Raw genomic sequence first — 13,415 nt, forward strand, 5'->3', positions numbered from 1 at the left:
TTTCAGCTCAGATCGAGGGTGGAACCCCGGAGTCCCGGGACGCCAGCTCTTTTAGCTTCATCTCTGCCAACGGATGCCCCGCCTTTGCCGACAGGTTCCACCATCGTGCCGCCTCGACCGGATCCGGTGCCTTGCCGAGCGTTCCGGCCAGGCTGATCACCCCCACCTGATACGCCGCCTTGCCATCGCCCGCCAACGCTGCCAGGCGCAACAATCTCACACCTTCTTCACGAGCCCCGAGGCCCACGCCACGGAACGTCAGAATGTGGCCATAGAAGCTCTGGGCGCCCACATCACCGAGATTGGCCATGCGCGCAAACTGGCCCTCAAGCCAGCTCCAGCCCCGAGGCTGGCGAACAAACCATGACCAGTGAAACAACCGGCGGGCCAGCCAATAACCTGCCCGCGCCTTCAGTTTTAAAAACACTCAGGCTTCTGCCGATTCGGGGTATTCGTATTCGAACACACGAACCACTTCCGAAGCGTGCCAAGACGCAGCGGCAACGCCATCGGACGGTCCGGAAAAACGCCCCAGACGTTCCACACATTCGAAAAAACCTGTACGGGGCAGGCGGCTGGCGCCCTGACTGATTACCAGCGAACTGCGCAAAGGCTGTTCGGCCTTGGCGTCCAGCGCGGCCAGATGCTCGAGAGCAGCCGTCAGGGTTTGCATGGCCGGCGTGGGTAGTTGCAATCGCTCCAGCAACGCGCGATAAGTCAGCAGATGTCGCTGTCGGCGTGCCTGATCCAGTTCACCCAGCAATCCGTCCCAATGTTGACGACTGATGCGTACGCTCACGATTCATCCCTCCAACCTGGCACCGTCAATTCCCAGGCCAGGCTTCGGCGAATCGCCGCGTCGGGTAGACGCTCGCCACTTTCGATCAAGGCCAGATAAGACGGACTGATGCCTACCGTGCGGGCCAGCGCCTCAATGGCGATGCCCTTTCCTTCGCGCAAACTGCGTATTTGATCCAAACCGGGAAGAACCTGATCTGGCGATGCAGCGGGACGCTCTGGGGCGACTCGCTTCGGTTGTTGATCAATGCCTGCTGCTTTCAATAAAGCCTGATACTGAGCCCATGGTACAACCGCATACTCGGGCTCGCCTTCGCGTGTGATTATCTGAATATCCATGACTTCCCCGTAGGACAACGACACTTAGCGAGTCGGCACTTTTCCCTAGAAGTGTAATCCTAACAGCGGCCAAGGTCGCGGGGGGGTTTGAATATAAGGATGATCTTGAATCGGCTCAGATTTTCTTCGGACCTTGCAGCTGAAGTTGTTCAGGGTTATCCGGAAGCCGCTCGACTACAGCAAGTTTCTCCGGCAATTGACGCTTGCGCCACGCGCGGAAGGCGTTGAGTTCGTCATCGAGGACTTTCATTAACCAAGCCAGCACAGCGATGTCATCGAGCATGCCGAAAACCGGTATGAAATCGGGAATCGCATCCACTGGACTGAGGAAATACATCAACCCCGCCACCACCGAAATCAATGCTTTCGGGCTGATGGCACGGTACTCCCCGCGCCAGTAGGCCAGACAGAGTGCCTGCAACAAGCGGAGATCGTCTTTGAGCTTGCCGAGCCGGTTGCCCTGGCTCGCGCCTTTACTGGCGACAGCGAACAATAAGGTAGGCAAACGCCCTCGTGCGAGCAAACGCCCGGCCAGAGGCAGGAAACGAGCGAAATTCCAGGGTGCTTTCATCATTCCTCCCGCTGAAATGTTATCCACACAAATTGTGGATAACCTTGTGAACAGAGCTACATTTCACGGCTGAGAGCCCCGTTTTATAAGGGCTGAACTCAGATCGGGCGTTTTTTACTCACATAAAAAAACCCAATATTTCATTGACTTGGCGAGTTCGCGCGGCTAGCGCTCACTCCCTTACAGCCTATGACTTCAGCCTACAGCATCCGTTCGCTTTGTTTACCCTTGCCAAATGCCAGATGCAACAACGCCCCGCATAAGCGAGGCGTTGTTTCAAGCCAGACGCAAATTACTTGGCAGCGTCTTCTTGCTTGGCTGGATCTTTGATCGCCAGCAGTTCCAGGTCGAATACCAGCACCGAATTGGCTGGAATCGCCGGGCTCGGGCTTTGCGCGCCGTATGCCAGTTCGCTAGGGATGTACAGTTTGTACTTCTCGCCAACGTGCATCAGCTGCAGACCTTCAACCCAGCCAGGGATCACACCGCTAACCGGCAGATCGATCGGGCTGCCACGCTCGACGGAGCTGTCAAAAACGGTGCCGTTAGTCAGAGTACCGGTGTAGTGAACGGTCACTACGTCGGTCGGCTTAGGCTGTGCGCCATCGGCCTTCTTGACCACTTCGTACTGCAGACCCGAAGCGGTGGTGGTTACGCCGGCTTTCTTGGCGTTGTCTTCGAGGAATTTCTTGCCAGCGGCTGCCGACTCTTCGCTCATCTTGGCCATGCGCTCTTCAGCACGCTTTTGCAGTGCGGCAAAAGCTTCGACCAGTTCGTCATCCTTCAGCTTTTGCTCTTTCTTGCCGACGGCATCTTCGATGCCTTGAGCTACGGCTTTGGAATCCAGATCATCCATGCCTTCCTGAGCCAGGCTTTTGCCCATGTTCAGGCCAATCCCGTAGGAAGCTTTTTGCGCCGGGGTTTTCAGCTCTACGCTGGTTTGCGAGTCACAACCCGCAAGTACCAGGCTAACCAGGGCCACCGCCGCCGCCAACCGATGCTGTTTCATGCTATTTCCTTGTTCATGCGCCTAAAGGGCAATCGAGTAAAGCCGCGAGCTTATCAGGCGGCCACGACCAATGGCTACCGGCATGAGAGCAGGAAACATCTGATAAGTTCAGGTGTTTTAACGCATTTCGGGATTCTGAGGATGAAGCTTCTGTCATCTGCTTCCGATAGAAGCGGATGACACGCGCTGAGGTATTAAAGTTGGCGGTTGAAATGCCAAATTCCGGACGAAAAAAAGCCCGCGTTAAGCGGGCTTTTCCGTGGTGACCTGGCGTTCAGCGTTCCAGGTTACCGAATATGGCGCAGCGGACGGGACTCGAACCCGCGACCCCCGGCGTGACAGGCCGGTATTCTAACCGACTGAACTACCGCTGCGCGTAGCATTGAAAGTAATGGTGGGTGATGACGGGATCGAACCGCCGACATTCTGCTTGTAAGGCAGACGCTCTCCCAGCTGAGCTAATCACCCAGTACCTTCGTTACGGGGCGCATTATGCCACAGATTTTCGTAAAGTGTTGATTCAATTGAATATTTTTTCAAATAAATCCGAAAACCGGTGAAACAACACATCCCGCAGGAACAACAGACAGAAAAAAACCCGCGTTAGCGGGCTTTTCCGTGGCAACCTGGCGTTCAGCGTTCCAGGTTACCGAATATGGCGCAGCGGACGGGACTCGAACCCGCGACCCCCGGCGTGACAGGCCGGTATTCTAACCGACTGAACTACCGCTGCGCGTAACACTGAATGCGAATGGTGGGTGATGACGGGATCGAACCGCCGACATTCTGCTTGTAAGGCAGACGCTCTCCCAGCTGAGCTAATCACCCTTCACGTTCGGTGTGGCGCGCATTCTACGGAGCGACCCAACCTCTGGCAAGCACTTTTTTAAATAATTTTTGCAGGCCTTCCAAAGGCTTAGGGAAGGGTTGGCCTATGGCGCCGCGAAGAGAATAATGCCCCCCTTTGTATAAAGGAGAGACTCACACCATGTGGTTCAAAAACCTGCTTATCTATCGCCTGACCCAAGATCTGCCTTTTGATGCCGAGGCGTTGGAAACTGCACTGGCCACTAAACAGGCGCGTCCATGTGCAAGCCAGGAGTTGACCACCTACGGTTTCGTCGCGCCGTTCGGCAAGGGTGAAGATGCCCCTCTGGTTCACGTCAGCGGAGACTTCCTGCTGATCTCGGCTCGCAAGGAAGAACGCATTCTTCCGGGCAGCGTCGTTCGTGACGCGGTGAAGGAAAAAGTCGAAGAGATCGAAGCCGAGCAAATGCGCAAGGTCTATAAGAAGGAACGCGATCAGATCAAGGATGAAATCATCCAGGCCTTCCTGCCGCGCGCCTTTATCCGTCGCTCGTCGACCTTCGCGGCCATCGCGCCGAAACAGGGTCTGATCCTGGTGAACTCGGCCAGCCCGAAACGCGCCGAAGACCTGCTGTCCACCCTGCGTGAAGTGATCGGCACGCTGCCGGTGCGTCCGCTGACCGTTAAAATGTCGCCGACCGCGACCATGACCGAATGGGTCACCACCCAGAAAGCGGCGGACGATTTCTTCGTCCTGGACGAATGCGAGCTGCGTGATACCCACGAAGATGGCGGCATCGTGCGCTGCAAGCGTCAGGACTTGACCAGTGAAGAAATCCAGCTCCACCTGAGCACCGGTAAAGTAGTGACTCAGCTGTCGCTGGCCTGGCAAGACAAACTGTCTTTCGTCCTTGACGACAAGATGGTGGTCAAGCGCCTGAAGTTCGAAGATCTGCTGCAGGATCAGGCGGAACAGGACGGTGGCGAAGAAGCCCTTGGCCAGCTGGACGCCAGTTTCACCCTGATGATGCTGACCTTCGGCGATTTCCTTCCAGCGCTGGTTGAAGCGCTGGGTGGGGAAGAGACTCCGCAGGGCATCTAATCCCCTGCCGGGCGCCGGCCTGGATGGGCGGCGCCAATCAGCCAATAAAGAGATCGCAGCCTTCGGCAGCCCATGCAGTGTGGAATTCATTCCCCGCAGGAGCCGCCGAAGGCTGCGCTCTTTTTACAGGCAACGTATGCTTAGGTCCCTAACGCTTTCACACAATAAGGATCAGGCCATGCGTGCACTGGCTGCATTGAGCCGCTTTGTCGGCAACACCTTCGCCTACTGGGTTTTGATTTTCGCCGTCGTGGCGTTCCTGCAACCCGCGTGGTTCATCGGCCTCAAAGGCGCCATCGTTCCACTGCTGGGCCTGGTGATGTTCGGCATGGGGCTGACGCTCAAGCTCGAAGATTTTGCAGAAGTCGCACGCCATCCATGGCGTGTAGCGTTGGGCGTCGTCGCCCATTTCGTGATCATGCCCGGTGTGGCGTGGTTGCTCTGCCAGGCGTTCCACTTACCCCCGGAAATTGCCGTCGGCGTGATCCTGGTCGGTTGCTGCCCAAGCGGTACATCGTCGAACGTGATGACTTGGCTCGCGCGCGGTGACTTGGCGTTGTCAGTGGCCATCGCGGCTGTCACCACCCTTCTCGCTCCGCTGCTGACACCCGCACTGATCTGGTTGTTGGCTTCGGCCTGGTTGCCGGTTTCCTTCATGGAGCTGTTCTGGTCGATCCTGCAAGTGGTGCTGTTACCGATCGTGCTTGGGGTAGCGGCCCAACGCGTGCTCGGTCACCGGGTGCGCCATGCCGTGGAAGTGCTGCCTTTGATCTCCGTGGTGAGCATCGTGATCATCGTCACGGCGGTGGTGGCGGCCAGTCAGGCGAAAATCGCCGAATCGGGCCTGTTGATCATGGCCGTCGTCATGTTGCACAACAGCTTTGGCTATCTGCTGGGCTATTTCACTGGCCGCCTGTTCAAGCTGCCAGTGGCCCAGCGTAAATCACTGGCACTGGAAGTGGGCATGCAAAACTCAGGTCTGGGTGCGGCGCTGGCCAGTGCGCACTTCTCGCCTCTGGCGGCGGTGCCGAGTGCCTTGTTCAGCGTGTGGCACAACATCTCCGGGGCGCTGCTCTCGACCTGGTTCCGCCGAATGAGTGAAAAAGAAGATCGGGAAACAGCCGCTCAGCAGGCAATCGACTGATCTGAAAACTTGATCCCCGGGTTAATGATGGGCACTCTATGGCGCAACGCGAGGACGACCTCGCGGCTCGATCGAGTCATTAATCTGGGGACGACCCCGTCTATTGATGGAGGTCTTCAATGTCCTGGATCATTCTGTTGTTCGCTGGCCTGTTCGAAGTCGGCTGGGCTGTTGGCCTGAAATACACTGATGGCTTCAGTCGCCCTCTCCCCACCGCCCTCACCATTACCGCGATGGCCATCAGCCTGGGCCTGCTAGGCCTGGCTATGAAGGAATTGCCGCTGGGCACCGCCTACGCCATCTGGACAGGCGTGGGTGCAGTCGGAACCGTCATTGCCGGGATCATTCTGTTTGGCGAGTCCATGGCGCTATTCAGACTCGCCAGTGTCGCGCTGATCATTGCCGGCCTCGTTGGCCTCAAGGTCAGCGCCTGAATTAGCTGCTGGAACCAAAAAAGCCCGCCCTCCCTGAACAGGAGGTGCGGGCTTTTTCATTGCTGCGTAACAACGACTCAGCTTTCAGCGAAAGCCATGCGCTCACGCGGGACTTGAGCCTTTTCAGCGTGTTCCAACTGCATGCAACGCTCCAGGAAGAGGTACATGTAGTCGTAACTTTTGCAAACGGCCTGGCGCAACTCTATCTGCAACGCTTTGCTCGGATTCATCCCCCCTAATGTGCAGATGATTTCCAGCGCCTCCCAGGGATGCGCATCATCATATTGCGCGTGCATCTTCAGCCACTTCATTGCCCGCTTGCGATCCTCCTCGGGGAACGATGCTGCGTAGATGCCATTGGAGCAAACCACCGCGGACCACTCCCCTGTTGCGCCCTCAATGGCGTAGTTGGTCGCGGCAATGGCGACGATCAGCGAGTCCGACGAACTGGTGTGCCAGCACCAATGGCTGAGGGCGTGAAGTTCTGGTGCAACAGGCTGCGCTTGCAGATCTTCCAGGCTGACACCATGAGCCCGACTCCAGTGCACCCAATAGTCGGCGTGATTGAGTTCAACGCGAATATTGCGCATCAACCAGCGACGCGCCATGTCTTCTCCGGGATGACGGGCGAAACGGGTCTTGGTCAAGTTCTGCGCCATATACAACGCAAACTGTTCAACCACCGGCCAGCCACCAATAAGGTAATGGCGCATGGTCTTTGCACTGAGCTTGTTATCGCGCAGCCGTTGATACAGCTCATGTTCGACGACCCTACGTTTGCTCTCGCTGCAATCATGGATCAGGCGTTGGGCCCAGTCAGGATAACTTGCAGCTTCCATGAGTGGGCCGGTTCGAATAAATGTGTCGATCACTGTCGAGCTCCTTTTGATTGTGATTAAGGATCAGCAAGAGTTTCAGCGGAACGTGCCTGGCGCCTTGAACAACAAAGGCTGAGGCCTCGCAGGACGACTTTGTAAACTTTCGCAAGTAAACAGATGCGGGCGTTCTATGACATACCCTTGAGCGTAATCGACCCCAATCTCCAGCAGTGCCTGCTCGATCTGGGGGGTTTCTACAAACTCGGCAATCGTGCGCTTACCCATTACATGACCAATGTGATTAATCACTTCAACCATGGCGAGGTTAATCGGGTCGTCCAGCATATCCTTAACGAAACTCCCGTCGATCTTCAGGAAGTCTACAGGTAAATGTTTCAAGTAGGCGAATGAGGACATACCGGCACAAAAGTCATCTAATGAAAAATGACAACCTAAGCCTTTGAGTTCATTAATAAATCTGATTGCACTGCCTAAATTTGATATCGCACTGGTTTCAGTAATTTCAAAACAAATCATTTCAGGTGGTATGTCGTAAACAACAAACTGTTGACGCAGGAAGTCCAGAAATGCGTCATCTCCTATAGTAATGCCTGACAGATTAATCGCACACATCGCCAACGGACCTTTGTGTTTCTCCGATATGCACTGAGCAATGATCTTAAAAACATTCTCCACTACCCAACGATCTAACGAAGTCATAAGACCGTATCGTTCTGCTGCCGGAATGAAACTGTCCGGAAGAATCATGCGACCTGCTTCATCGTGCAGACGCAACAGGATTTCAATATGTCCCCCACCCTGTTCGATATGTCCCAGCGGCGCGATTTGCTGGGCATATAAACAAAAACGGTTATCTTCGAGAGCCCTGTGCAGACGCTGAACCCAGGCCATCTCTCCAAAGCGCAGGGACAGTTCCGAATCGTCGGCGTGATAGACCTGAACCCGGTTACGGCCCTTTTCCTTGGCCATGTAGCAGGCCATATCAGCGGCGCGCAACGAGGCTTCGAGGGAGCTCGGGTTTTGCGCGATATGCACCAGGCCGATGCTCACGGTGGTGACAAACGGTCGGCCCTTCCAGACAAAGTGCAGGTTCTGCACGGTCTGGCGCAGACTGTCGGCAATCTTTTCCGCCGCGTCGGGCGAGCAGTTTTCAAGGAGGATGCCAAATTCGTCACCGCCGAGCCTGGCCAAGGTGTCGCCTTCGCGCAAACCTGACTGCAACAAGGCGCAAATGTGCCGCAACAGTTCGTCACCCGCCGCGTGGCCGCACGTGTCATTGACCAGCTTGAACTGATCCAGATCGAGAAACATCAGCGCATGACGCCCCGACTGCCGCGTCAGATTGTGCAAGGCCTGATCCAGGCGGAACTCGAACTCACGGCGGTTGGCGAGGCCGGTCAAGGCGTCGTGGGTCGCCTGCCATGACAAGTTGGCAATGTACTGCCGCTCCTGAGTCATGTCGTGCAACACCAGGACCGCGCCACTGACCTTGCCGGCGTTTCGAATCGGCGCCCCCACCAGGGTCACCGAAACGGTGCTGCCATCCAGACGCTGGATCAACTTGGAGTGTTCGCTGCCACCACTCAACTGACCACTCAAAATATGCTCGATCAGGGTAAAACCGTCTGCCTGGGCATTTTCGTCCAGCAAATTGAACAGGGCCGCCAACGGCACACCCACTGCCTGCTCGGCCTTCCAGTGGGTCAGTGCCTCGGCAGCCGGGTTCATAAAGGCGATTTCGCCGTCGACGTTAGTGGTGATCACCCCATCGCCAATCGATTGCAGAGTGATTTGCGCCCGCTCCTTCTCCAGCTGAAGCGCATCGGCGAACGCGTGGCGCTGCTTGAGGAGTTTGTGGGTACGCATCAACGCCAGGGCAATCAGGCCGAGCGCGGTCGCCAGGTTGGTGACCAACAAAAGCCGCAGGATGACCCGCGATCCCTCACCCAATGCATCACTGAACGCTCTGGCCGCTGGTGTCACGCCATCGTTGATGGCAAAGATCCGCTCTTTCCAGCGAGTCACGTCGTCGCTGGTCGCTCGATTTTCCTTAATGTACTGGTGCATTTCCCGGGCGACATTATCGAGTTGCACCAGGTAGGAATCGCCGACGGTCCACAGGTCGATGGCCTTCTCGAGGTAACTGAAATGGCGGAAATTGAGGTACAGCCAGATCAGGCTTGAAACGTCGTCGGGGTGATTTCCACCTTTCAGGATGGCCCTTCTCGCTTCTTCGAGTTTCGGTGGTCTGGCATCCAGCGCAACACGCAACTCATGGCCGCCTTGGGGTACGGCAATTGCGTTCTGGTACTTGAGGAAAATCGTCTCGTCGCGACTGTCGGCGTAGAGGTTGAGGTAATAGATGGCGTCCTTCTGGCCTTTGGACCACAGGCTTTCACCCGCCACGTATCCCCGCACAGCGGAAAGAACGTACAGACTCACGCCTCCCAGCAACGCTTGGAATAACACGACGGCAATAAAAGGCCATACGATGCCCAACAACCGTGGCGTTCCGAGAGTCCGCGTTTGATTCATGAGGTCCCTTGCATTAGCACTGCCAGATCATCATCCAACGTGATCGCTACAGCTAGACTAGGGTGCGTTCATGCTCTCGGCAAGCCAGCGCCAAAATTTCCGGACCACCCTGCACGATAATCCCGGCCGGCACTGTCAGGCGCGCCGGGAAAGCCTTGCCAGACACCACCAGCTTGAATTCGAACAGGATGTAGACGCCCCGGATGCAAAAAACTGTTTGCAGGGTGACAGACGAGGCGTACTGCAGCTGCTCCGGCGCGGACCTACATTTGCTGCAAATGCCCATAAAGCTTGGCGTACAAACCACCATCGGCAATCAGCTGCTGATGGTCGCCATCTTCGGCAATTTGACCGCCATCGAACACCAGCACCCGGTCGGCCTGCTTCACCGCAGACAACCGGTGCGCAATGATTAAGGTGGTGCGCTGACTCAGAAAACGCGTCAACGCCTGATGCAGGTTGTATTCAGTCGCGGCATCGAGGGCAGAGGTTGCTTCGTCAAGAATGACCACTTTAGGGTCCGCCAGCACCATCCGTGCAATGGCCAGACGTTGGCGTTGCCCACCCGACAACCGCACACCGGAACGTCCGACGATGCTGTCCAGACCATTGGGCAACTCACGAACCGTAGCGTGCAGTTGTGCAATTTCGAGCGCTTGCCAGCAGGCCTCGTCACTGCGTTCGCGCCCCATTGTCAGGTTGGCGCGTATGGTGTCGTTGAACAGCGCGGGGTGTTGCAGGACCACGGCGACGTTTTCCCGAACCGTTTCCAGGCCGATCTCCTGCTGTGTCGAACCGCCGAAGCGAATCGTCCCGGCAAGCGGCGTGTACAACCCCAGCAGCAACTGCACCAACGTACTTTTGCCGCCTCCGCTGGCGCCCACGATCGCAACTTTTTCACCCGGCGCAATGGACAGGTTCATCTGGTTCAGCACCAGCTCATCGCCATAGCTGAAGCTCAACCCCTGAACTTCAATACCCACCGTGTCGCGGCCCTGGAACGGGTCGACACCGCCCTCGTATTGCGGCTCGTCGGCCCGGGCCAGCAACTCGTTGATCCGCGACAAGGCGCCGCCGGCAGCGTAGTAAGCGTATTGCAGGTTCAACAACTGTTCGACCGGACCGATCATGAACCACAAGTAACTGAAGACCGCGAGCATCTGGCCGATGGACAGGTCGGAAAACAGCACCGTGAGCATGGCGGCGGCGCGGAAGATATCGATACCGAACTGGAACAACAAGCCGCTGGCCCGGTTGGAGGCATCGGTTTTCCACTGGGAGGTGATCGCATAATCGCGCACTTCCCGGGCTCGCTGGCCAAGGCGTCCGAGGAAAAAGCCCTGGCGGTTGCCGGCGCGCACTTCCTGAATCGAATCGAGGGTTTCGGTCAGTGCCTGGGTAAAGCGCGAGGTGCTGTCATTTTCGAGTTTCTTCAGGTGTTTGACCCGCTTGCCCAACAGCACCGTGGCATAGATCACCAGCGGGTTGAACAGCATGATCAGCAGCGCGAGCTTCCAGTGCATCCACACCAGAATGCTGGCGGTGCCCACCAGCGTCAGCATGGCCACCAGAAAACGACTGAGGGTTTCGCCGACAAACTTGTCGAGGGTATCCAGGTCAGTGACCAGATGCGTGGTGACCGTGCCACTTCCCAGGCTTTCGTATTCGCCGAGGGAAATGCGCTTGAGCCGTTCGATCAACCGCAAGCGAATGCGGTACACGATGTCCTTGGCCAGCGCAGCGAACAATTTGGCCTGTACGACGTTGAACAGCAATGCACCACAACGCAGGGTCAAGGTCACCACCAGCATCAGACCGATGTAACCGGCGGCTTTTTGCCAGCCTTCGGGCAGTGCATGGTTCATGATCTTCAGTGCCGCATCGCCGTGCCCCAGCAGCACTTCATCCACCAGTAATGGCAGAAGCAATGGGATGGGTACGCTGCACAGCGTCGCCAACACGGCTACGCCGTTAGCGATCCACAGGGATTTTTTATGCTGCAGGGCCAGTCGACGGATTTCAGCCCAGCTCAGTCGATCGAAACGCTTGAGGGCTGGCGCGTCATGGGGCAGGTCATGCACAGGCCGCGCGCTCCAGCCAGCGACTGAGCAGCGGCGACAATTCACTCAAGGGTCGATAGCCATTCGTCAACAAAGCCAGTTGACCGTCACGCTCGGCCAGCAGCGTAGGAAAGCCGGCAATCCCCAGGTCCTGAACCCAGGTGAAATCGGCCGCGGTGGCGGCGTGCTGATCGGCCCGGTCAAAGGCCGCGGCGAATTCGATACGCGGTACACCCGCCTGCTCCGCCAGCTCCACCAGGACACTGGCGTGGGTGACGTCGCGCCCCTCGGCGTAAAACGCATGCTGAATCAACCCCTGCAGTTTCCACGCACAATCCGGTGCCAGGCTACGCGCCGTGACCAGCGCCCGGCAGGCAGGCTCGGTGTCGTAGACAAACCCCTCGGGCAACGCACCTTCAACCTTGAAAGGCTGGCCTGTGGCCTCGGTGACTGCCTGCCAATGCTCAAGGATGTAGCGCCGCGTAGTCGGTTCCAGGGCCGATCCGCTGCCGGTGCGCAATCCGCCCACCACCAGATGCACTTCAACCCCCGCTGCATGTGCCTGTTCGACCAGTGATTCGGCCACCGGCGCGAAGCCCCAGCACCAGGAACACATCGGATCCATCACATAGAGCAAGCGGCACGCAGACATGGGTTCAAGCCTCGGAAGGTGTTTGCTTGTAGTTGTAGCCGATCGGGTGAGGCATGTTGCGCGCCTTGGCCAGTTCGATCTGCTTTTGCCGGTCGATGGCACTGCGACGGGTCTTCTCGCTCAGCTTATCCCAGCAATGCGGGCAGCTGATGCCGGCAACGTAATGCTCGGATGCGCGGTCTTCCACGCTGATCGGCGTGCGGCAGGCATGACATTGATCGTAGTCGCCTTCACTGAGGTCGTGGCGCACGGTCACGCGGTTGTCGAATACAAAGCAGTCGCCCTGCCATTTGGTTTCTTCCTGCGGCACCTCTTCGAGGTACTTCAGGATGCCACCCTTGAGGTGATAGACCTCATCGAAACCCTGGCTGAGCATGTAGCTCGAGGCTTTTTCGCAGCGAATGCCACCGGTGCAAAACATCGCGACCTTCTTGTGTACCGCCGGGTCGAAGTGCTCTTTGATGTAGTCGGGAAACTCGCGAAAACTGGTGGTCTTCGGATCGATGGCGCCTTCGAAGGTGCCAATCGCGACTTCGTAGTCGTTGCGGGTGTCGATCAGCAGCACTTCAGGGTCGCTGATCAGGGCGTTCCAGTTTTCTGGGTCGACATAGGTGCCAACCTTTTTGTTCGGGTCCACGCCTTCGACGCCAAGGGTGACGATTTCTTTCTTCAGTTTTACCTTGGTGCGATAGAACGGCTGATCGTCGCAGTACGATTCCTTGTGATCGATATCGTCCATGCGCGGGTCGTTCTTGAGCCAGGCCATCAGCCCGTCGATGCCTTCGCGGCTACCGGAGACGGTGCCATTGATGCCTTCTTCGGCGATCAGCAACGTGCCTTTGATGCCGTTGTCGACCATCGCCTGCAGCAAGGGCTCGCGCAGGGCGACGTAATCTTCGAGCGTGACGAACTTATACAGTGCCGCCACGACAATCTGTTGTGTCATGGGTGTTTCTCCAGGTGGCTACCCTCGTAAAGGGTGAACCGGATGCGAAAAAAAAACGCGCCGGGTTAGCGGCGCGTTGCGGATTCTAGCAAAAAAGGTGTGGTTTTAGGACTGCCATCAATCTCTGTGGCGAGGGGATCTATCCCCGTTGGGCTGAAGCAGTCGAAAGATCGCTGCAT

13 protein-coding genes and 4 tRNA genes are annotated in these 13,415 nt (G+C 57.1%); 3 read left to right on the forward strand and 14 right to left on the reverse strand.

The annotated features are described in order from the left end of the window. Positions 1–7: 7 nt before the first annotated feature. The 9 genes from ACA063_RS21345 to ACA063_RS21385 all read right to left on the reverse strand — a co-directional run bounded on the left by ACA063_RS21345 (position 8) and on the right by ACA063_RS21385 (position 3,545). Complete coding sequence (locus ACA063_RS21345) at positions 8–427, reverse strand: tetratricopeptide repeat protein (RefSeq protein WP_497663276.1); 420 nt, start codon at positions 425–427, stop codon at positions 8–10. Continuing rightward, positions 428–799 carry a hypothetical protein gene (locus tag ACA063_RS21350; RefSeq protein ID WP_003223109.1) on the reverse strand — a complete coding sequence of 124 codons (372 nt, stop codon included), beginning with the start codon at positions 797–799 and terminating at the stop codon, positions 428–430. It lies immediately after the preceding gene. Beyond that, positions 796–1,137, reverse strand: coding sequence for a helix-turn-helix domain-containing protein (locus tag ACA063_RS21355; protein ID WP_497663277.1), 342 nt, complete (start codon positions 1,135–1,137; stop codon positions 796–798). The genes ACA063_RS21350 and ACA063_RS21355 overlap by 4 nt, the downstream gene beginning before the upstream one ends. A 115-nt stretch (positions 1,138–1,252) precedes the next feature. Continuing rightward, positions 1,253–1,708: a YkvA family protein gene (locus ACA063_RS21360; protein WP_497663278.1), complete on the reverse strand. Its 456-nt coding sequence runs from the start codon at positions 1,706–1,708 to the stop codon at positions 1,253–1,255. 292 nt (positions 1,709–2,000) lie between these two features. Further along, positions 2,001–2,717 carry a BamJ family beta-barrel-assembly machinery protein gene (gene bamJ / locus ACA063_RS21365; protein WP_162436363.1) on the reverse strand — a complete coding sequence of 239 codons (717 nt, stop codon included), beginning with the start codon at positions 2,715–2,717 and terminating at the stop codon, positions 2,001–2,003. A 297-nt stretch (positions 2,718–3,014) separates the two neighbouring features. Continuing rightward, positions 3,015–3,091, reverse strand: a tRNA-Asp gene (locus tag ACA063_RS21370). Positions 3,092–3,109: 18 nt separating this feature from the next. Beyond that, positions 3,110–3,185, reverse strand: a tRNA-Val gene (locus ACA063_RS21375). Between the two features lie 188 nt (positions 3,186–3,373). Then, a tRNA-Asp gene (locus ACA063_RS21380) sits at positions 3,374–3,450 on the reverse strand. Between the two features lie 19 nt (positions 3,451–3,469). Beyond that, positions 3,470–3,545 (reverse strand) — tRNA-Val (locus tag ACA063_RS21385). Between the two features lie 160 nt (positions 3,546–3,705). On the opposite strand from ACA063_RS21385, the gene rdgC reads away from it, so the two are divergent. The 3 genes from rdgC (at position 3,706) to sugE (ending at position 6,204) form a co-directional block, all read left to right on the forward strand. Continuing rightward, positions 3,706–4,626, forward strand: a complete 921-nt coding sequence (gene rdgC / locus ACA063_RS21390; protein ID WP_045061665.1) for a recombination-associated protein RdgC — start codon at positions 3,706–3,708, stop codon at positions 4,624–4,626. Positions 4,627–4,804: 178 nt separating this feature from the next. After that, the gene (locus ACA063_RS21395; protein ID WP_497663279.1) at positions 4,805–5,770 is read left to right on the forward strand and encodes a bile acid:sodium symporter family protein; all 966 of its coding nucleotides are present in this window, start codon (positions 4,805–4,807) and stop codon (positions 5,768–5,770) included. 119 nt (positions 5,771–5,889) lie between these two features. Beyond that, on the forward strand, positions 5,890–6,204 hold the full coding sequence (gene sugE / locus ACA063_RS21400; protein WP_497663280.1) for a quaternary ammonium compound efflux SMR transporter SugE: 315 nt from the start codon (positions 5,890–5,892) through the stop codon (positions 6,202–6,204). A 77-nt stretch (positions 6,205–6,281) separates the two neighbouring features. Here the strand turns inward: sugE and ACA063_RS21405 are convergent, their stop codons facing one another. From ACA063_RS21405 to trhO, 5 genes are all read right to left on the reverse strand, one after another. Beyond that, positions 6,282–7,043 carry an iron-containing redox enzyme family protein gene (locus ACA063_RS21405; protein ID WP_497666564.1) on the reverse strand — a complete coding sequence of 254 codons (762 nt, stop codon included), beginning with the start codon at positions 7,041–7,043 and terminating at the stop codon, positions 6,282–6,284. A 75-nt stretch (positions 7,044–7,118) separates the two neighbouring features. Next, positions 7,119–9,578: an EAL domain-containing protein gene (locus tag ACA063_RS21410; RefSeq protein ID WP_497663281.1), complete on the reverse strand. Its 2,460-nt coding sequence runs from the start codon at positions 9,576–9,578 to the stop codon at positions 7,119–7,121. A 263-nt stretch (positions 9,579–9,841) separates the two neighbouring features. Further along, positions 9,842–11,659 (reverse strand): ABC transporter ATP-binding protein, encoded by a 1,818-nt coding sequence (locus tag ACA063_RS21415; RefSeq protein WP_497663282.1) that lies wholly within the window; start codon positions 11,657–11,659, stop codon positions 9,842–9,844. Next, positions 11,652–12,290: a DsbA family protein gene (locus ACA063_RS21420; RefSeq protein WP_497663283.1), complete on the reverse strand. Its 639-nt coding sequence runs from the start codon at positions 12,288–12,290 to the stop codon at positions 11,652–11,654. The genes ACA063_RS21415 and ACA063_RS21420 overlap by 8 nt, the downstream gene beginning before the upstream one ends. Positions 12,291–12,294: 4 nt before the next feature. After that, complete coding sequence (gene trhO / locus ACA063_RS21425) at positions 12,295–13,236, reverse strand: oxygen-dependent tRNA uridine(34) hydroxylase TrhO (RefSeq protein WP_162436371.1); 942 nt, start codon at positions 13,234–13,236, stop codon at positions 12,295–12,297. Between the last annotated feature and the right edge of the window lie 179 nt (positions 13,237–13,415).

The sequence above is a fragment of the Pseudomonas sp. LBUM1643 genome, from assembly GCF_059716215.1.